Source organism: Streptomyces sp. NPDC093586 (assembly GCF_044764905.1).
Taxonomy (GTDB): domain Bacteria; phylum Actinomycetota; class Actinomycetes; order Streptomycetales; family Streptomycetaceae; genus Streptomyces.
Genome location: NZ_JBIWJA010000032.1, coordinates 40,726 through 60,555 on the forward strand (window position 1 = coordinate 40,726; position 19,830 = coordinate 60,555).

A 19,830-nucleotide genomic window follows, 5' to 3' on the forward strand; every position below is an offset into this window, starting at 1 on the left:
CCGGGTGCGCACACGCCTGCTCCCGCTGCTCATCGTCCTGATGGCGGCCGTGCTGCTCGCCCTCGGTGTGCCGCTCGCCGTCAGCGTCGCCCGTGCGGAACAGCAGCGGGTCGTCGTCGACCGCATCGACGACACGGCTCGCTTCGCGGCACTCGCCCAGTTCGTCACCGAGTCCGCGCCGGGCGGCTCCCGCCCGACCAGGACGGACGAGCGCCTGGCGACCCTGCAGGCTGAACTCACCAGCTACCACGAGGTCTACGACATCCGGGCGGGCGTCTTCTACCGCAACCAGATCCCCATGGCCAACGCGCCCACGACCTGGTTCCTCCCCCAGATCGGCGAGGTGCGCGACGCCGAGGTGCGCGACGCCTTCGAGGAGGCGCTGCTCAGCCGCCGCAGCCACGACCCGCAGCAGGTGTGGCCGTGGGAGGACGGCCGGCTGGTGGTCGCCTCGCCGGTCATCAGGGACGGAGACGTCGTCGCGGTCGTCGTCACCGACTCGCCGACCGACGCGATGCGTTCCCGGACCCTGCACGGCTGGCTCGTCATCGGAGCCGGCGAGATCGCCGCCATGCTGCTCGCCGTGGGCGCCGCGCTCCGGCTGACCGGCTGGGTGCTCAAGCCGGTACGCGTCCTCGACGCCACCACCCACGACATCGCCACCGGACGGCTGAAGTCCCGGGTGGCGCCGTCCGGGGGGCCACCGGAACTGAGGCGCCTGGCCCGGTCGTTCAACGAGATGGCGGACCACGTCGAGGACGTGCTGGAGCAGCAGCGCGCCTTCGTCGCCGACGCCTCGCACCAGTTGCGCAACCCCCTGTCCGCGCTGCTGCTGCGCATCGAACTGCTCGCACTCGAACTGCCCGAGGGCAACGAGGAGATCGCCTCCGTCCAGACCGAGGGCAAACGCCTCGCCCGGGTCCTGGACGACCTGCTCGACCTGGCGCTGGCCGAGCACACCGAGACCGAGCCCGTGATCACCGACATCGGCGCGCTGGCCGCCGAGCGGCTGGTCGCCTGGGCACCGACCGCCGAGGCCAAGGGCGTACGGCTGGACGGGGACTGCCCGCCGACCACGGGCTGGGCCGACCCGGTGGCCCTCTCCAGCGCCCTGGACGCGGTCATCGACAACGCGGTGAAGTTCACGCCGCCCGGCGAGAGCGTCCACGTCACGGTCTCCGCCTCCGGCAGCACCGCCGGTGTCGTCGTCACCGACAACGGGCCCGGCCTGACCGACGAGGAACTCGCCCGCGTCGGCGACCGCTTCTGGCGCAGCGGCCGGCACCAGAACATCAAGGGCTCGGGTCTCGGCCTGTCCATCTGCCGGGCGCTGCTCGCGGCGGGCGACGGCTCGATCTCCTTCGGCCACCACGAACCGCACGGACTGACCGTGACGGTCACGGTGCCGAGGACGGGAACGCGCAAGGGGCCCTAGGGTTTCACGGTTTCACGGTTTCACCGACCGGTAGTACCGCCGGGCGCCCTCGTGCAGCTCCAGCGGGTCGGTGTAGATCGCCGTCCGCAGGTCCACCAGCTGGGCGGAGTGCACGTGCGCCCCGATGTCGTCGCGGCTGTCGAGGACCGTCCTGGTCAGCCACTCGGTGAGCCGCGGATCCACGTCCGCGCGGGTGATCAGCAGGTTGGACACCGCCAACGTCGGCACCACGGCACCGTTCTGGACGGCGGGGTACGCCGACTCCGGGATGCTGGTGGCGCGGTAGTAGCGGGTCGCGCCGCCGGACTCGTGCAGCTTGGTGACGAGGTCGTCATCTATCGGGACGAACCGGAAGGCGGCGGTCTCGGCTATCTCCTTGAGGCCGTCCGTCGGCAGCCCGCCCGACCAGAAGAACGCGTCGATCTCCCGGCCCAGCCGCCCGGGCCCGGTGTCGATGCCGTCGGACCGGGGCGTGATGTCCCGCTCCGGATCGATGCCGACGGCCCGCAGCAGCCGGGTGGCGATCAGCCGCACACCGGAGTTCGGCAACCCGATGGCCACCCGTTTGCCCCGCAGATCGGCGAGGGACTGGATGTCCGAGCCGGTCGGGACGACGAGCTGCACGTAGTCGTCGTAGAGCCGGGTGACACCGCGCAGCCGGCCGGCGCCGGTCCGGTCGGCGATCTTGTACGTCTCCACCGCGTCGGCCGCGGCGATGGTGAAGTCGGCCTCCCCGGACGCCACCCGCTCGACGTTCTCCTGCGATCCCGCACTGGTCATCAGCCGCACCTTCAGGCCCGGCATGTCCTTGCGCAGCTCGGTGCGCAGCAGTTCGCCGTACTTCTGGTAGACCCCGGCGCGCGTGCCCGTGCTGAACGTGATCGTCCTGCTCGGCGGCTTGTCGCCCAGGGGCAGCAGCCACCACAGCAGCAGCCCCAGGACGACGACACCGGCGCCCGCGCCGATGAGGGCCCGGCGCCCGCCGGCACGGGAGAACATCGTGGACATGCGCGCGATCCTGCCAGCCCGCATCGGTGCTGACCAGGCCCGGCTCACACGACGGAGCCGCGCGGCGGTGTCGGTGCCGCTCGCTAGAGTCGTCGGCATGAGCAGCTCCTCGCCCGCAGACCTGGTCCGCGACTTCCATCTGGCCTTCGGCCTGGACGCCCGCAGTACGCCCACCGAGGTCGAGCCCGCCCTGGCCGCCCAGCGGGGCGCGCTGCTCGCCGAGGAGGCCGCGGAGGTCGCCGAGGTGTCGGTGTCCGGCCCGCTCGACCGGCTCGCGCACGAACTGGCCGACGTGGTCTACGTCGCCTACGGCACGGCCCTCGTCCACGGTATCGACCTCGACGCGGTGATCGCCGAGGTCCACCGATCCAACATGACCAAGCTGGGCCCCGACGGCCGGGTGAGCCGCAGAGCCGACGGCAAGGTGCTCAAGGGCGACCACTACGAGGCCCCGGACGTGACGGGCGTACTGCGCCGGCAGGGGTGGGAACCCGGGGTGCCGGACGGGACCCCGGACGTCTGAGGGGCGTCAGCGGAACGGGGTGGGGTGGGGAGTGCGGGGCCACCCGGAACGCGGCGCCCCGGCACGGTCGGACGCGGCGCCCCGGCACGGTCGTACCGGGACCCGGACGCGGTACTCCGGCGCGGTTCAGTCGCCCACCGACGCCTCGGCCTCCCTGGCCCGCGGTGTCCCGTCGGACACGTCGGCGGGCCGGTCCGGGTCGTCGCGGCGGCGGAACAGGCGCAGCGCCAGCGGCTCGGTGAAGCGGGCGGTGAGGGGGCCGAGAACGACCAGAATGAGGACGTAGGCCGTGGCCAGCGGGCCCAGGGACGGTTCGATACCGGCCGACACCGCCAGTCCGGCGATGACGATGGAGAACTCGCCGCGCGCCACCAGCGCCCCGCCGGCGCGCCAGCGGCCCTTGACGGAGATCCCGGCGCGCCGCGCCGCCCAGTACCCGGTCGCGATCTTCGTCACGGCGGTGAGCAGGGCCAGCGCCAGCGCGGGCAGCAGCACCGGCGGGATGCTGGCCGGATCGGTGTGCAGGCCGAAGAAGACGAAGAAGACGGCGGCGAACAGATCCCGCAGCGGGCTCAGCAGTGTGTGCGCGCCCTCCGCGACCTCCCCGGACAGCGCGATGCCCACCAGGAACGCCCCGACCGCGGCCGACACCTGGAGCTGCTGGGCGACGCCCGCGACCAGGATCGTCAGCCCCAGCACCACCAGCAGCAGCTTCTCCGGGTCGTCGCTGGAGACGAACCGGGAGATCAGCCGGCCGTAGCGGACCGCCACGAACAGGACCGCGCCGGCGGCGGCCAGCGCGACCGCCAGCGTGATGCTGCCGGTCACCAGCCCCGCCCCGGCCACCAGCGCGGTGACGATCGGCAGGTACACCGCCATCGCCAGGTCCTCCAGGACCAGCACGCTCAGGATCACCGGGGTCTCCCGGTTGCCGACCCGGCCCAGGTCGCCGAGGACCTTCGCGATGACACCGGACGACGAGATCCATGTGACGCCGGCCAGGACGACGGCGGCCACCGGGCCCCAGCCCAGCAGCAGCGCGGCCACCGCACCGGGCACCGCGTTGAACGCGCAGTCGACCAGACCGGCGGGATAGTGCGACTTCAGGTTGGTGACCAGGTCGCCCGCCGTGTACTCCAGGCCGAGCATCAGCAGCAGCAGGATGACGCCGATCTCGGCGCCGGTCGCGACGAACTCCTCGCTCGCGCCGAGCGGCAGCAGCCCGCCCTCGCCGAAGGCCAGGCCGGCCAGTAGGTACAGCGGAATGGGGGAGAGGCGGTAGCGGCCGGCGAACCGGCCCAGCAGTCCGAGCCCCAGGATGATGGAACCGAACTCGATCAGAAGGACCGCGGAGTGCACGGGCTCACTCCCGCCCGAGTATCGCCGCGGCGGAGTCGACACCCTCACGGGTGCCGATGACGATCAGGATGTCACCGCCGGCCAGCCGGAAGTCCGGTGCGGGCGACGGGACCGCCTCGGCCCGGCGCAGCACCGCCACGACCGACGCGCCCGTCTCGGTGCGCATCCGCGTGTCGCCCAGCACGCGCCCGTTCCAGCGCGACGTCGCGGACACCTCGATCCGCTCGGCGACCAGCCCCAGATCGGTCGTGTACAGCAGGCTCGCGCTGTGGTGGGACGGCTTCAGCGTGTCGATCAGCGCGCCCGCCTCCTGCCCGGTGAGCCGGAGCGAGTGGGCGCAGGAGTCGGGGTCGTCGGCCCGGTACACGTTCACCGTGCGGGCGCCGTCGCGGTGCGCCACCACCGACAGATGGCGGTGTTCCCGGGTCACCAGGTCGTACTGGACCCCGATGCCCGGTAGCGGCGTCGCCCTCAGGCGTGGAGCGGACACGAGTCTTCCCCTCATTTCGTTCGTCCTGCACGTAGTGCGTGTCTCGCCGCGCGTCGCGCACGTTCCGTGACGTGCTCGCGGCCTCGCCATGCTGACATCCGCACGTACGGTGGCGGTATGGGTGTCGTGACGGATATACGCGGTCGGTCGTGGGCGGAGAGACTGGTTCCGGCCGTGTGGTGGGCGAGGGCCGGGAGGAGCGGAAAGCGGACCGTGTCGCTGTTCTGGCGGATCTTCTCGCTCAACGCCGCGGGCCTGGTCGCGGCCACCGCGCTGCTGCTGGGGCCGGTCACCGTGTCGACGCCCGTCCTGCCGCACGAGGCGCTCATCCTGCTCGCCGGCCTCACCGCCCTGCTGGCCGGCAACGCGGTCGTCCTGCGCATAGGACTCACCCCGCTGCACCGCCTGGGCCGCGCCATGAGCACCGCCGACCTGCTGGTGCCGGGCACCCGCCCGGAGGTCGCCGGGCCCGCCGAGGCCGCCGAGCTGATCGCGACGTACAACACGATGCTCGACCGGCTCCGGGCCGAACGCGCCGCCGGCGCCGGGCGCGCACTGCACGCCCAGGAACGCGAGCGCCACCGCATCGCCCGCGAGCTGCACGACGAGGTCGGCCAGACCCTCACCGCCGTCCTGCTCCAGCTCAAGCGCGTCGCCGACCGCGTTCCCGGCGAACTGCGCGAGGAGGTGTCCCTCGCCCAGGAGGCCACCCGCGCGGGTCTGGACGAGATCCGCCGGATCGCGCGCCGGCTGCGCCCCGGCGTCCTGGAGGAGCTCGGTCTCGCCAGCGCCCTGCGCGCGCTCGCCGCCGAGTTCACGCACCACGGGCTCACCGTCACCCACCACGTCCCCGGCGACCTGCCCCCGCTCACCCCGGAGGCGGAACTCGTGATCTACCGGGTCGCCCAGGAGGGCCTGACCAACATCGCCCGTCACGCCGCCGCCGACCGCGCCGGACTCACCCTGCGCCCGCTGCCCGGCGGCATCGAACTGCTCGTCCGCGACAACGGATCCGGCCTCGGCGAGAACCCCGAGGGCGCAGGCATCCGGGGGATGCGCGAACGGGCCCTGCTGATCGGAGCCGAGATCCACCTCGAACCCGCCCCCGGCCGGGGCACCGACGTACGCCTGCGCGTCCCCGTCCCGGCCCGGCGACGGCCCGCTCCGTCCGGGGACCGGCACGGGGACGCCACGGCGGCCCCGGCCATGGACCCGACCGCCGGGCCGAGCACGGCCCGAGCCGCGGACCAGGTCACACCCCGCATCGTCGACCCGGCCACACACCCCGCCGCAGATCGCACCGGAGACCGCACCTGATGTCCGCACGGCCCCCGATCCGCGTCCTGCTCGCCGACGACCACACCCTCGTCCGCCGCGGAGTGCGCCTCATCCTGGACGGCGAGCCCGACCTCACGGTCGTCGCCGAGGCCGGGGACGGCGCCGAGGCCGTCGCCGCGGCCCGGGCCACCGAGGCGGACCTCGCCGTCCTGGACGTCGCCATGCCCCGCATGACCGGCCTCCAGGCGGCCCGGGAACTCTCCCGGCGCCTGCCACGACTGCGCATCCTCATCCTGACCATGTACGACAACGAGCAGTACTTCTTCGAAGCCCTCAAAGCCGGTGCCTGCGGGTACGTCCTCAAGTCCGTCGCCGACCGCGACCTGGTCGAGGCGTGCCGGTCGGCCGTGCGCGACGAGCCGTTCATCTATCCGGGCGCGGAGCGGGCCCTCGTCCGCTCCTACCTGGACCGCCTGCACCGGGGCGGCGGCCTGCCCGAGCGGCCCATCACCGAACGCGAGGAGGAGATCCTCAAGCTCGTCGCCGAGGGCCACACCTCCAAGGAGATCGGCGAGCTGCTGTTCATCAGCGCCAAGACCGTCGAACGCCACCGAGCCAACCTCCTGCAGAAGCTCGGCGTCCGCGACCGCCTGGAACTCACCCGGTACGCGATCCGCGCGGGTCTCATCGAGCCCTGACCGGCCGTGACCTGCCGTGACCCCGGTTGTCCACAGGCGGCCCGGGCCACCACCGCGGACCGCCTACCCTTATTGCCATGAGCAGCATCGACCGGAGCCAGTCAGTGGGCGGCACGCGCACCTACGAAGTACGCACCTACGGGTGCCAGATGAACGTCCACGACTCCGAGCGATTGTCCGGGCTGCTGGAGGACGCGGGCTACGTCCGCGCCCCCGAGGGTTCCGACGGCGACGCGGACGTCGTCGTCTTCAACACCTGCGCCGTGCGCGAGAACGCCGACAACAAGCTGTACGGCAACCTCGGCCATCTCGCTCCGAAGAAGGCGAGCCGGCCCGGGATGCAGATCGCGGTCGGCGGCTGCCTGGCGCAGAAGGACCGCGACACCATCGTGAAGCGCGCGCCCTGGGTCGACGTCGTCTTCGGCACGCACAACATCGGCAAGCTGCCCGTCCTGCTGGAGCGCGCCCGCGTGCAGGAGGAGGCGCAGGTCGAGATCGCCGAGTCCCTGGAGGCGTTCCCGTCCACGCTGCCCACCCGGCGCGAGAGCGCCTACGCGGCCTGGGTCTCCATCTCCGTCGGCTGCAACAACACCTGCACCTTCTGCATCGTCCCGGCGCTGCGCGGCAAGGAGAAGGACCGCCGTCCCGGCGACATCCTGGCCGAGGTCGAGGCCCTGGTCGCCGAGGGCGTCTCCGAGATCACCCTGCTCGGGCAGAACGTCAACGCGTACGGCTCCGACATCGGCGACCGCGAGGCCTTCAGCAAGCTGCTGCGCGCCTGCGGGAACATCGAGGGCCTGGAGCGGGTCCGCTTCACCTCCCCGCACCCGCGCGACTTCACCGACGACGTCATCGCCGCCATGGCCGAGACGCCGAACGTGATGCCGCAGCTGCACATGCCGCTCCAGTCCGGTTCGGACCCGGTCCTGAAGGCGATGCGCCGCTCCTACCGGCAGGAGCGCTACCTGGGGATCATCGAGAAGGTGCGGGCCGCCATCCCGCACGCGGCGATCACCACCGACATCATCGTGGGCTTCCCCGGCGAGACCGAGGAGGACTTCCAGCAGACCCTGCACGTGGTGCGCGAGGCCCGGTTCGCCCAGGCCTTCACCTTCCAGTACTCCAAGCGCCCCGGCACCCCGGCCGCCGAGATGGACGGTCAGATCCCCAAGGCGGTCGTGCAGGAGCGGTACGAGCGTCTGGTCGCCCTCCAGGAGGAGATCTCCTGGGAGGAGAACAAGAAGCAGGTCGGCCGCACGCTGGAGCTGATGGTCGCCGAGGGCGAGGGCCGCAAGGACGGCGCCACCCACCGCCTGTCCGGCCGTGCCCCCGACAACCGCCTCGTGCACTTCACCAAGCCCGAGCAGGAGGTCCGCCCCGGCGACGTGGTGACCGTCGAGATCACCTACGCCGCCCCGCACCACCTCCTCGCCGAGGGCGCGGTGCTCGACGTGCGCCGTACGCGCGCGGGCGACGCCTGGGAGAAGCGCAACACCGCCGAGCAGGCCAAGCCGGCCGGCGTCATGCTGGGTCTGCCGAAGATCGGCGTGCCCGCACCCCAGCCCGCCGTGGCGAGCGGCTGCGGCTGCGACTGACCACAGGGCGCGCTGCCCGGCGGCAGGCGTACGGGGTTACGCTGCCGATCATGCTTGTCGCCGCCGCAGTCTGCCCCTGTCCGCCCCTCCTCGTGCCGGAGGTCGCCGCGGGCGCCGCACCCGAGCTGGACACCGCGCGCGCCGCGTGCACGGACGCGCTGGGCGTGCTCGCCGCCGCCCGGCCCGACCGGCTCGTGGTCGTCGGCCCCGCACCGGACGCCGGGCCCGAGGCCTACCCGGCGGGCACGCGCGGCTCGTTCCGCGGCTTCGGTGTGGAGCTCGACGTGTGTCTCGGTGCGGACGGGGCGTCGGGCAAGGACCCGCGGCCCGGGCCCGAGCTGCCGTACGGCCTGGCCGTGGGCGCCTGGCTGCTGCGGCGGACCGGGTGGGCCGACGCCCCCGTCGAGGGACTCGGCGTCGGCGAGCACCTTCCGCCCGAGCGGTGCGCCGCCCTCGGCCGGGACGTCGCCGCGCGGGCACCGCGGGTGGCGCTGCTGGTGCTGGGCGACGCCAGCGCGTGCCGCACGCTCAAGGCCCCCGGGTACCTGGACGAGCGGGCGGCGCCCTTCGACGCGGAGGCCGGACGCGCCCTGGGGACGGCGGACGTGGCCGCCCTCGCGGCGCTGGACGCCGGACTGGCCCGCGAGCTGAAGGTGTCCGGGCGCGCCCCCTGGCAGGTCCTCGCGGGCGCGGCCGAGGGCACGGCCCTCACCGGCGCGCTGCTGTACGAGGACGCGCCGTACGGAGTGGGCTACGTGGCGGCCGCCTGGTCGTAGGACACCGGTCGCGGCAACGGACCGGGCCGGGCGAACCGCGGACGCGACGCCGTACGAACCGGGAACGGGACGGCGGACGAGCCAGGGACGGGACGGCGGACGGCTGTGGAGCCGATCGGCTCCACAGCCGTCCGCCGGTGTGCCCGTCGGCGTCACCGGCGTGCCGGTGGTCCGCCGTTCGCGCCGAGGTGCGCGGGCGGGTCAGGAAGCCGGTGGCGGTCCCGCGGGTGGTGGCCCTCCGGGCGAGGTGCCGGGAGGGCCGCCACCGTCGTGGTCCTTGTGGGCGAGGCGGTCCATGGCGCCCTTGGCCTTGCCCGTACCCGACCGGATCCGGTCGCTGTACTTGCCCTTGGTCCTCTCGTCGACGGTCCTCGCCGCCTTGTCGAGACCGCGGTCGATCTTGTCCCCGTGCTGCTGCGCGAGGTCGGAGACCTTGCCCTTCAAGTTGTCCAGCAGACCCATGGCTCGCCTTCCCTCGCGGAGCGGTCAGGTGCGGGCGCCCTTGCCGGCTGCGCTCCCGGAGCGGTGTCTCGGCCCGTGCCCCGGCGGCCGACGCCTCCTCCGTGGTTTTCGACCTCCGGAAAAGATGTACTAAAACGCCCATATCACTTCCATACATTACTCATGCGGGCGAAGTCCGGCGCCCTCCGGTACGTCCGTGCGCGCAGTCGCGGCCGACGCCCCGGTGCGCCGGGGGCGGGAACCCCGCGACGGGCGGCGAGCCCCGTTCGCACCGTCACGTGACTCGTTCGAAGGCAGGGTGCGGGGTTTGGGACACTGGGGCGGTGAGCAGCGCACCCCCCGCCCCCCGCGTCATCGCCGTCGTCGGTCCCACCGCGGCCGGAAAGTCCGATCTGGGCGTCTTCCTGGCCCAGCGACTCGGGGGCGAGGTCGTCAACGCCGACTCCATGCAGCTCTACCGAGGGATGGACATCGGCACCGCCAAGCTGACGCCCGAGGAGCGCGGCGGCGTCCCGCACCACCTGCTCGACGTCTGGGACGTGACCGTCACGGCCTCGGTCGCCGAGTACCAGCGCCTCGCGCGGGAGCGGATCGACGCGCTGCTCGCCGAGGGCCGCTGGCCGGTCCTGGTCGGCGGCTCGGGACTGTACGTCCGCGGCGCCGTCGACAACCTGGACTTCCCCGGCACCGACCCCGAGGTCAGGGCCAGGCTGGAGGAGGAGCTCGCGCTCCGCGGCCCGGGAGCGCTGCACGCACGGCTGGCCGCCGCCGACCCCGGTGCCGCGCGGGCGATCCTGCCGAGCAACGGGCGCCGGATCGTGCGGGCCCTGGAAGTGATCGAGATCACCGGCAAGCCGTTCACCGCCAACCTCCCCGGCCACGACTCGGTCTACGACACCGTGCAGATCGGCGTCGACGTGGCCCGCCCCGAGCTGGACGAGCGCATCGCCCGCCGGGTCGACCGGATGTGGGAGGCCGGTCTGGTGGACGAGGTGCGGACGCTGGAGGCGCAGGGGCTGCGCGAGGGGCGTACGGCGTCGCGCGCGCTGGGCTATCAGCAGGTGCTCGCGGCGCTCGCCGGCGACTGCACGCTGGACGAGGCGCGGGCCGAGACCGTCCGTGCCACCAAGCGCTTCGCGCGCCGTCAGGATTCGTGGTTCAGGCGCGATCCACGGGTGCACTGGTTGAGTGGGGCGGTGGCGGACCGCGCGGAACTTCCGCGGCTCGCCCTGTCGTTGGTCGAACGACCGGTTACAGCCTGATCACGTGATGGCATCGGGACGCCCCGGCCGTCATCGCGGCCTTCGGCGCCGTGCCATCATCGAGCTTCGATCGACCGAGTGAGTCCTAGTTGGGAGGGCGCGTGGCGATGGAGGCCGGCCCTCGTGACACCGCACCGAGCACCGAGCACGGCACCGCCGACCACGGCGAGACGGAGCCGGACGGAGCCCGCCTGAGCCCCGACGGTCCCGACGAGACGCCGGACGGCGTGGCCGCCGACGGCCCCGGGCCCGACGAGATGTACGGGGACGAGGTCGAGGTGGAGCTGCGTCCGCAGCGGCGGCTGCGGATCTGGCAGCTCGCGCCCATCGTGTGTCTGGCCTCGCTCGGCTCCCTGATGTTCGCCTTCCCGCTCGCCTTCGACTTCGGCGACAGCGGGGCCGTGATCGCGATGCTGGGGCTGCTGATCTGCTCCTGCGCGGCCGGCTGGGGCATGATGGCCGCCCGTCGGGTCGGCCACACCTGGCCGGGCCTGCCACAGCGCGGTTCGGGCCGCCGTGCCGACTGGCGGGTGATCCTCGGGTACGCCCTGGCGGTCGCCGCCGTCGTCGTCCTGGCCGTGTGGCGGGTGGCCCGCCTGCGCGGCTGACGCCACCGTCGCGCGGGCCGGTGGACGGCTCCGCCTCGTGGCCCCGCAGTCCCGAGGACCGGAGCGCCCGTCGTCACGGTGCGGGTACGCCGTACGATCGAGGAATGAGCACGCGGATCGCCTTCCTCAAGGGTCACGGCACCGAGAACGACTTCGTGATCGTCCCGGACCCCGAGAACGCCATCGACCTGCCGCCCGCCGCCGTCGCCGCCCTGTGCGACCGCCGCGCGGGCATCGGCGGCGACGGGCTGCTGCACGTGGTGCGGTCCGCGGCGCATCCCGAGGCCAAGGACATGGCGGCCGAGGCGGAGTGGTTCATGGACTACCGCAACGGCGACGGCTCGGTCGCCGAGATGTGCGGCAACGGTGTGCGGGTCTTCGCGCGCTACCTCCAGCACGCCGGCCACGTCACCGCGGGCGACCTCGCCGTCGCCACGCGCGGGGGCGTGAAGCGGGTGCACCTGTCCGAGGCCGCGTCCGACAGCGGCTCCGCCGCGGGTGACGTCACCGTCGGCATGGGCCGGGCGGTGCTCCCCGAGGGCGACGTCGAGGTGAGCGTCGGCGGGCGCAGCTGGCCCGCGCGGAACGTGAACATGGGCAATCCGCACGCCGTGGCCTTCGTCGCCGACCTGGAGGACGCGGGCGACCTGCACGCCCCGCCGCCGTTCCGGCCGGCCGAGGCCTACCCGGACGGGGTGAACGTCGAGTTCGTGGTCGACCGCGGACCCCGCCACGTGGCGATGCGCGTGCACGAGCGCGGCTCCGGGGAGACCCGTTCGTGCGGCACCGGCGCCTGCGCCGTCGCCGTCGCCACCGCCCGCAGGGACGGCACCGACCCGGCGGTCACCGGCACCCCGGTGACGTACACCGTCGACGTGCCCGGTGGCACCCTGGTGATCACCGAACGGCCCGACGGCGAGATCGAGATGACCGGCCCCGCGGTGATCGTGGCCGCGGGCGAGATCGACGCGGCCTGGCTCGAGGAGGTCCTGACCTGAACCACAGCCCGCTCCATGACACTCAGTGCGAAAACGTAAACCCCCGGGCCTTCGCTCGAATGGGTGATCCGTTTCACGCTCGGCGAGAGGCGGTCAGCCGTACGTGATGGGCTCGATAGCATCAAGCACCGGCCCGGACGGGGGATCGATGCCATCCCCTGAGCCGTGTCCGCCCTGGGGCACCCCGTCCGCCGGTCCGTGCAGCCGGAGGTGCCCATGAATGCGGAGGCCGTGAATCCCGCGAGCCCAGGCCCTGTGACGCCGACCGCCGGTGCCGCCGGTCCGGCGGCGCCCCGCAGAAAGGCACGCCCCCGGATCGACCTGCGTCGTCTGGGTCGCGCCGCGCTCCTCGGCACCACCGCACGCGACCGGCTGCCCGACGCGATCGGCCACGTCGTCGAGGCCCACCGCGCCCACCATCCCGACGCCGACCTCGACCCCCTGCGCCGCGCCTACCTGCTGGCCGAGTCCTCCCACCGAGGCCAGATGCGCAAGAGCGGCGAGCCGTACATCACCCACCCGCTCGCCGTGACCCTGATCCTCGCCGAACTCGGCGCGGAGACGACGACCCTGACCGCGTCGCTCCTCCACGACACCGTCGAGGACACCGACGTGACGCTGGACCAGGTCGGCAAGGAGTTCGGTGCCGAGGTCCGCTACCTCGTCGACGGCGTCACCAAGCTGGAGAAGGTCGACTACGGTGCCGCCGCCGAGCCCGAGACCTTCCGCAAGATGCTCCTCGCCACCGGCAACGACGTCCGCGTGATGTCGATCAAACTCGCCGACCGGCTCCACAACATGCGCACCCTCGGCGTCATGCGCCGGGAGAAACAGGAGCGCATCGCCAAGGTCACGCGGGACGTCCTCATCCCGCTCGCCGAGCGGCTCGGCGTCCAGGCGCTCAAGTCCGAGCTGGAGGACCTCGTCTTCGCGGTGCTGCACCCCGAGGAGCACGCGCGCACGCGCGAGCTGATCGCCGAGAACGAGGCACGCGCCGACGACCCGCTCGCCGCCGTCGCCGACGAGGTGCGCAAGGTGCTCCGCGAGGCCGACATCACCGCCGAGGTGCTCATCCGGCCCCGGCACTTCGTCTCCGTGCACCGCGTCTCCCGCAAACGCGGCCCCCTCACCGGTGTCGACTTCGGCCGTCTGCTGGTCCTCGTCCAGGAGGACGCCGACTGCTACGCCGTCCTCGGCGAGCTGCACACCTGTATGACGCCCGTCGTCTCGGAGTTCAAGGACTTCATCGCCGTACCCAAGTTCAACCTGTACCAGTCGCTGCACACCGCCGTGGCCCGCGCGCAGGACGGACAGGTCGTCGAGGTCCTCATCCGCACCCACCGGATGCACAAGGTCGCCGAGGCCGGGGTCGTCGCGCTCGGCAACCCCTACGCCACCCCGGCGGAGGAGCAGGGCACGGGCGACGGCGAGCGCGTCGACCCCACCCGGCCCGGCTGGCTCTCCCGGCTGCTCGACTGGCAGCGGGGCGCGCCCGACCCCGACACCTTCTGGTCCACCCTGCGCGAGGACCTCGCCCAGGACCGGGAGATCACCGTCTTCCGTCCCGACGGCGGCACCCTCGGCCTGCCCGAGGGCGCGACCTGCGTGGACGCCGCGTACGCCCAGTACGGCGAGGACGCGCACGCGACCATGGGCGCCTACGTCAACGGCCGCCTGGCGACGATGAGCACGGTGCTCCGGGACGGCGACACCGTGCAGCTCCTGATGGGACAGGACCCAGCGTCCGAGCCCTCCCGACAGTGGTTGGAACACGCCCGCACGCCCACCGCCCGGATCGCCATCCAGCGCCGGCTCGCGGCCCGTCCGGCGTCCGCCGACGCCGAGGACGCGACCCGCGAGCGGCCCGCCCCGCCGACGCCGGGTGCGGACGCGCCCGCCCCGCGCCCGGCGGCAGGCGGACCGGCACCCCGCCCCGCGCCCGCCGACGTGCTCGTCGACCGGCCCGGCGCGACCGTACGGCTGGCCCGCTGCTGCACCCCCGTACCGCCCGACGAGATCACCGGTTTCGCCGTGCGCGGGGGAGTGGTGACCGTGCACCGCGCGGAGTGCGCCGTGGTGGCGCGCATGAAGAGCGGGGGGCGCCCGGAGGTCGGGGTGCGCTGGGGCGAGTCCACCGGGTGCCGGGTCACGCTGCTCGCCGAATCGTTCGGCCGCCCGCACCTCCTGGCCGACCTCACCGAGGCCATGGCCATCGAAGGCGCCGAGATCGTCTCCGCGACCGTCGAACCCCCCGACCGGCAACGGGTCCGCCACACCTACACCGTGCTGCTGCCCGACGCGGCCCGGCTGCCCGCCCTCATGCGCGCGATGCGCGACGTGGCCGGTGTCTACGACGTGAGCAGGGCACAACCGCAGCCGACGGGCGCCTGAGCCGGGGCGCACCGGGGCGGGACCGGACCGGCCCGGGGCGGGACCGGACCGGGGCGCACCGGCGCGGCGTCCGGCGCGATGTGTCCATTCGGGTGCTCCGGGCGCGCGCCGTCACCGCGGCGTGCGCGCGCGCTGATAGCCGTGGGGGATGCTGCACACCCCTCACACCACGGCTTCCCGCCCCCGCGCGCGAGCCCGCCGCCGGCTCAGGACCGCGGCGCTGCTCGCCTCGTCCGTCTCCGTCTGCCTGGTCGCCGCGAGCGCCCCGCCGGCCCCGCTGGGCGTCGGCGACCGGCTCTTCCCGTACCTGGGCAATCCCGGGTACGACGTGACCGCGTACGACCTGTCCTTCACCTACTCCGGAAACAACAGCAAGCCGCTGAAGGCCGTCACCGTCATCGACGCCCGCACGACGGCGGACCTGGACCGGATCAACCTCGACTTCGCCCACGGAAAGGTCGAATCGGTCGAGGTCGACGGCGAGCCCGCCGCCTTCGCCACGGCCGGCGAGGACCTCGTGGTCACGCCCGCGGAGCCGCTCGACAAGGGCGAGCGGACGCGGGTCACCGTGCGGCACAGCAGCGACCCCGTGCCCCCCGAGGACCGGGAGGGCGGCTGGGTGCGCACCTCCGACGGGCTCGCCATGGCCAACCAGGCCGACGCCGCCCACCTGGTGTTCCCCTGCAACGACCACCCCTCCGACAAGGCGCGCTTCACCATCCGGGTCACCGCGCCCGACGGGCTCACCGCGGTCGCGAACGGGCTGCCGACGGCCGTGGACCGGGCCGGCGGGTCGACCACCTGGACGTACCGGCCCGCGCACCCCATGGCGACCGAACTGGCCCAGGTCTCCATCGGCCGCTCCACCGTCCTGCACCGCACCGGCCCGCACGGGCTGCCCGTCCGCGACGTCGTGCCGACCGAGCACCGCGCGGCACTCGAACCGTGGCTGAAGAAGACCCCCGACCAGATCGCCTGGATGGAGAGCAAGATCGGCGGCTACCCCTTCGAGACCTACGGCGTGCTCATGGCCGACGCCACCACCGGCTTCGAACTCGAGACCCAGACGCTGTCCCTCTTCGAGCGGGAGCTGTTCGACGACCCCGCCTACCCCCGCTGGTACATCGAGTCGATCATGGTGCACGAGCTGGCCCACCAGTGGTTCGGCGACAGCGTCAGCCCGCGCTCCTGGTCCGACCTCTGGCTCAACGAAGGACACGCCACCTGGTACGAGGCCCTGTACGCCGAGGAGAAGGCGAACCGGTCCATGACGGCGAGGATGAAGGCCGCCTACGGCGCGTCCGACCGCTGGCGCGCGGCGGGCGGGCCCCCGGCCGCGCCCGAACCGCCGGAGAAGGGCAGCAAGACCGGCATCTTCCGGGACAACGTCTACGACGGCGCCGCGCTCGTGCTCTACGCCCTGCGCCAGGAGATCGGAGCCCCGGCCTTCGAGCGCCTCGAACGGGAGTGGACCGTCCGGTACCGGGACCGCACGGCGACGACCGCGGACTTCGTCCGGCTCGCCTCCGAGATCGCGGGCCGGGACCTGGGCGGCTTCCTCCAGGGCTGGCTGTACGGGAAGAAGACGCCGCCGATGCCCGGCCACCCGGACTGGAGGCCGACGGCGACGGACAAGGCACCGATGGGCCCCACCGGCAAGGCCCGCGGTTGATAAGCCGGTGACGAGACGGCCCGTGCCGTGCGACCATCTTCTGGACGACGCGGCACGGGCCGTGGGAATCTCCCCGGTGGCTCGCGCGTTGTGCCCAGTGTCGCGGGTATCAGTGCCGCGCGACACCTTTCCCAGCTACGTAAGGATCCAATGACCTCCTCTTCTTCCCCCTCCCAGGACACCAAGCGTCTCGCGCAGACCTATCCCGAGGGCCTCCGGGCCGATGCCCTGATGGAAGAGGACGTCGCCTGGAGCCACGAGATCGACTCGGAATGGGACGGCGAGCAGTTCGACCGCTCCGACCGCGCGGCTCTGCGCCGGGTGGCGGGCCTGTCCACCGAGCTCGAGGACGTCACCGAGGTCGAGTACCGCCAGCTCCGCCTGGAGCGGGTCGTCCTCGTCGGCGTCTGGACCACGGGCACCGTGCAGGACGCGGAGAACTCCCTCGCGGAGCTCGCCGCCCTCGCGGAGACCGCGGGCGCCCTCGTGCTCGACGGCGTGGTCCAGCGCCGCGACAAGCCCGACGCGGCCACCTACATCGGCTCCGGCAAGGCCCAGGAGCTGCGGGACGTCGTCCTCGAAACGGGCGCGGACACCGTCATCTGCGACGGTGAGCTCAGCCCGGGCCAGCTGATCCACCTCGAGGACGTCGTCAAGGTCAAGGTCATCGACCGCACGGCCCTGATCCTGGACATCTTCGCCCAGCACGCCAAGTCCCGAGAGGGCAAGGCGCAGGTCGCGCTCGCGCAGATGCAGTACATGCTGCCGCGGCTGCGCGGCTGGGGTCAGTCGCTGTCCCGGCAGATGGGCGGCGGCAAGGGCGGCGGCCTCGCCACCCGCGGCCCCGGTGAGACCAAGATCGAGACGGACCGGCGCCGGATCCGCGAGAAGATGGCGAAGATGCGCCGGGAGATCGCGGAGATGAAGACCGGCCGCGAGATCAAGCGCCAGGAGCGTCGGCGCAACAAGGTGCCGTCCGTGGCCATCGCGGGCTACACCAACGCCGGCAAGTCCTCGCTGCTCAACCGCCTCACCGGCGCGGGCGTGCTGGTGGAGAACGCGCTGTTCGCCACCCTCGACCCGACCGTGCGCCGCGCGGAGACCCCGAGCGGCCGCCTGTACACCCTGGCGGACACCGTCGGCTTCGTCCGGCACCTGCCGCACCATCTGGTCGAGGCGTTCCGCTCCACGATGGAGGAGGTCGGCGACTCCGACCTGATCCTGCACGTGGTGGACGGTTCGCACCCGGCCCCGGAGGAGCAGCTGGCCGCCGTGCGCGAGGTGATCAGGGACGTCGGCGCCACCGACGTACCCGAGATCGTCGTGATCAACAAGGCCGACCTGGCCGACCCGCTGACGCTCCAGCGGCTGATGCGCGTCGAGAAGCGGTCCATCGCGGTCTCGGCACGCACCGGCCAGAACATCGAGGGGCTGCTCGCGCTGATCGACAGCGAGCTGCCGCACCCGTCGGTCGAGATCGAGGCGCTCGTGCCGTACACCCGCGGCAAGCTGGTCGCCCGCGCCCACGACGAGGGCGAGGTGATCTCCGAGGAGCACACCGCGGAGGGCACCCTGCTCAAGGTCCGGGTGCACGAGGAGCTGGCGGCGGAACTCACTCCGTACGCTCCGGCGCCGCTCGTCTAGAAGACCGTGACGCCCGAGGGCCCGCCCCCTGCCGTCGCAGGAGGCGGGCCCTCGGCCTGTGCGGATCACCGACCGCCGCAGGTCCCGCTCATGTCCCGGTACGCCGACCTCCGTCGGACCGTACGTACCTCATGAAACGCGCGGCGGGGTGCCGGCGTCCGCCCGGCGCACCCCGCCGCCCCGTGTGCTCGACGCCCGGTCACCGACCGGCGAACTTGCCGCTGACCGCGTCGTACACGCCCTTGGCCTCCGTGCCCAGCCGCGGACCGGCCAGCCAGCCGGCCGTCACCGGGCCGATCGACGTGTTGGACACGAGCGCCGGCTCGCCGTCGGAGCCCGCCGCGACCCAGCCGCCGCCCGACGAACCGCCGGTCATGGTGCAGCCGATCCGGTACATCGTCGGGTCCGAGGCGTTCAGCGACAGCCGGCCCGGCTTGTCCGCGCACCGGAACAGCTTCTGGCCGTCGTACGGCGGCGCGGCCGGGTAGCCGGTCGCGGTGACGCTCTTCACCTGTGGCACGGCGGGCGCCTTGAAGTCCACCGGCAGCGCGGCGCCGACCGTCTCCTCCAGCGACTTGCCGGTACCGCCCTTCTCCGGCGTCACATGGATGACCGCGAAGTCGTACGAGGCACCGTCACCGCCGGTCGAGCCGCCCTGCTCGATCCACTGGTCCGAGGTCTGCGCCCAGTCACCCCACCACACGCCGAAGGGAGCGACCTGCTCCTTCGTCGCGCCCTCCAGCTCGGCGGTCGACCTGCCGGAGTCGTTGTACGACGGCACGAAGGCGATGTTGCGGTACCAGCCGCCCTTCTTGCCCGCGTGCACGCAGTGACCCGCCGTCCACACCATGTTCGACTTGCCGGGATGCGCCGGGTCCCGCACGACCGTCGCCGAGCAGACCATGGTGCCCTCGGGGGAGTCGAAGAACACCTTGCCCGCCGTGGCGGCGTTCTCGTGGTACGACGGCGGCACGGCCACGGCCTTGACCGGTTGCGGCTCCGGGTCGGTGACCCCCTGGTCACCGGAGAGGTCGCTGTCGTCGACGCCCTGGTCCGGCTCCTCGGCGTCCCGCATGCGGTCCGGATCCCAGAGGCCCTCGATGATCGGGTTGACGTAGTCCTGCGCCTCGCGCAGCCAGTCGTCCTTGTCCCAGTTCTTCCAGGCGCCGTTCTTCCACTCGTCGATGTCGATCCCGTGTTCCTTGAGCTTGTCCTTGATGTGGTCCGGGATCCTGATCTCACCCTTGCCGCCGTGCGCCGCGGACGCGGAGGCCGAGGCGTCGCCGCCCGCCTCGGTGTCACCCGACTCGCAGGCGGTGGCGGTGAGCACGAGAGCGGAGACGAGTGCCACGGCGGCCGGCACGGGGGAGGTTCTGCGCCGCCCGCCCCTGTACCCGCGCGTGGTGAACGACGGCCGTATGGATCGCATGGTGTGTGACTCCCCCAGCTGTGAACGAGTGGTGCTGCGGCCGTGCCCGCCGCCGGACCCGAAGTCGGGTCCGCGGGCTCCGCACGGCGTCCTGGAACGGCACCACACACTATGCGGTCGCTGTGGGGGAGTTCCGGCGGAACGGCAACGGTTGCGTCACGGCAAGGATCTTGAGGCAACCCGTAACCCGGCGAACGGCCTG

17 protein-coding genes are annotated in these 19,830 nt (G+C 72.9%); 12 read left to right on the plus strand and 5 right to left on the minus strand.

Translation table 11 applies throughout. From position 1 onward, the window contains the following. The first annotated feature begins 4 nt into the window (after positions 1–4). The gene (locus ACIRFH_RS27490) at positions 5–1,435 is read left to right on the plus strand and encodes an ATP-binding protein (protein ID WP_403526203.1); all 1,431 of its coding nucleotides are present in this window, start codon (positions 5–7) and stop codon (positions 1,433–1,435) included. 12 nt (positions 1,436–1,447) lie between these two features. Here the strand turns inward: ACIRFH_RS27490 and ACIRFH_RS27495 are convergent, their stop codons facing one another. Continuing rightward, positions 1,448–2,443, minus strand: a complete 996-nt coding sequence (locus ACIRFH_RS27495; protein ID WP_403526206.1) for a TAXI family TRAP transporter solute-binding subunit — start codon at positions 2,441–2,443, stop codon at positions 1,448–1,450. A gap of 97 nt (positions 2,444–2,540) precedes the next feature. Here ACIRFH_RS27495 and ACIRFH_RS27500 point away from each other — a divergent pair, with 97 nt between their 5' ends. Next, positions 2,541–2,966 (plus strand): MazG nucleotide pyrophosphohydrolase domain-containing protein, encoded by a 426-nt coding sequence (locus ACIRFH_RS27500; RefSeq protein WP_403526209.1) that lies wholly within the window; start codon positions 2,541–2,543, stop codon positions 2,964–2,966. Between the two features lie 126 nt (positions 2,967–3,092). Here the strand turns inward: ACIRFH_RS27500 and ACIRFH_RS27505 are convergent, their stop codons facing one another. Together ACIRFH_RS27505 and ACIRFH_RS27510 are read right to left on the minus strand one after the other, a co-directional pair. Further along, complete coding sequence (locus tag ACIRFH_RS27505) at positions 3,093–4,325, minus strand: cation:proton antiporter (protein ID WP_403526212.1); 1,233 nt, start codon at positions 4,323–4,325, stop codon at positions 3,093–3,095. A gap of 4 nt (positions 4,326–4,329) precedes the next feature. Beyond that, positions 4,330–4,815, minus strand: coding sequence for a cation:proton antiporter regulatory subunit (locus ACIRFH_RS27510; RefSeq protein WP_403526214.1), 486 nt, complete (start codon positions 4,813–4,815; stop codon positions 4,330–4,332). A 117-nt stretch (positions 4,816–4,932) separates the two neighbouring features. Between ACIRFH_RS27510 and ACIRFH_RS27515 the strand changes: the two genes are divergently transcribed. The 4 genes from ACIRFH_RS27515 to ACIRFH_RS27530 all read left to right on the plus strand — a co-directional run bounded on the left by ACIRFH_RS27515 (position 4,933) and on the right by ACIRFH_RS27530 (position 9,162). Continuing rightward, a complete protein-coding gene (locus tag ACIRFH_RS27515) occupies positions 4,933–6,132 on the plus strand; it encodes a HAMP domain-containing sensor histidine kinase (RefSeq protein ID WP_403526217.1) in 1,200 nt (399 codons plus the stop codon). Then, complete coding sequence (locus ACIRFH_RS27520; protein WP_403526220.1) at positions 6,132–6,791, plus strand: response regulator; 660 nt, start codon at positions 6,132–6,134, stop codon at positions 6,789–6,791. Before ACIRFH_RS27515 ends, ACIRFH_RS27520 begins: the two co-directional genes overlap by 1 nt. A 77-nt stretch (positions 6,792–6,868) precedes the next feature. Next, on the plus strand, positions 6,869–8,386 hold the full coding sequence (miaB, locus tag ACIRFH_RS27525; RefSeq protein ID WP_403526223.1) for a tRNA (N6-isopentenyl adenosine(37)-C2)-methylthiotransferase MiaB: 1,518 nt from the start codon (positions 6,869–6,871) through the stop codon (positions 8,384–8,386). A 50-nt stretch (positions 8,387–8,436) separates the two neighbouring features. Further along, entirely contained in the window at positions 8,437–9,162 is a 726-nt protein-coding gene (locus ACIRFH_RS27530) for a class III extradiol dioxygenase subunit B-like domain-containing protein (protein ID WP_403526226.1), read from the plus strand. A 201-nt stretch (positions 9,163–9,363) separates the two neighbouring features. Here the strand turns inward: ACIRFH_RS27530 and ACIRFH_RS27535 are convergent, their stop codons facing one another. Further along, positions 9,364–9,624 (minus strand): antitoxin, encoded by a 261-nt coding sequence (locus ACIRFH_RS27535; protein WP_403526229.1) that lies wholly within the window; start codon positions 9,622–9,624, stop codon positions 9,364–9,366. Between the two features lie 323 nt (positions 9,625–9,947). Between ACIRFH_RS27535 and miaA the strand changes: the two genes are divergently transcribed. From miaA to hflX, 6 genes are all read left to right on the plus strand, one after another. Then, positions 9,948–10,886, plus strand: coding sequence for a tRNA (adenosine(37)-N6)-dimethylallyltransferase MiaA (gene miaA / locus ACIRFH_RS27540; protein ID WP_403526231.1), 939 nt, complete (start codon positions 9,948–9,950; stop codon positions 10,884–10,886). A 107-nt stretch (positions 10,887–10,993) separates the two neighbouring features. Then, positions 10,994–11,494, plus strand: a complete 501-nt coding sequence (locus ACIRFH_RS27545; protein WP_403526314.1) for a hypothetical protein — start codon at positions 10,994–10,996, stop codon at positions 11,492–11,494. 104 nt (positions 11,495–11,598) lie between these two features. Further along, positions 11,599–12,492 (plus strand): diaminopimelate epimerase, encoded by an 894-nt coding sequence (gene dapF / locus ACIRFH_RS27550; RefSeq protein ID WP_403526235.1) that lies wholly within the window; start codon positions 11,599–11,601, stop codon positions 12,490–12,492. A gap of 216 nt (positions 12,493–12,708) precedes the next feature. After that, positions 12,709–14,883: a RelA/SpoT family protein gene (locus ACIRFH_RS27555; protein ID WP_403526238.1), complete on the plus strand. Its 2,175-nt coding sequence runs from the start codon at positions 12,709–12,711 to the stop codon at positions 14,881–14,883. A gap of 148 nt (positions 14,884–15,031) precedes the next feature. Beyond that, positions 15,032–16,555, plus strand: a complete 1,524-nt coding sequence (locus ACIRFH_RS27560; RefSeq protein WP_403526241.1) for a M1 family metallopeptidase — start codon at positions 15,032–15,034, stop codon at positions 16,553–16,555. A gap of 150 nt (positions 16,556–16,705) precedes the next feature. Next, entirely contained in the window at positions 16,706–18,199 is a 1,494-nt protein-coding gene (gene hflX / locus ACIRFH_RS27565; protein WP_403526244.1) for a GTPase HflX, read from the plus strand. A gap of 199 nt (positions 18,200–18,398) precedes the next feature. On the opposite strand, the gene ACIRFH_RS27570 is transcribed toward hflX, so the two are convergent. After that, positions 18,399–19,628, minus strand: coding sequence for a trypsin-like serine peptidase (locus ACIRFH_RS27570; protein WP_403526247.1), 1,230 nt, complete (start codon positions 19,626–19,628; stop codon positions 18,399–18,401). Between the last annotated feature and the right edge of the window lie 202 nt (positions 19,629–19,830).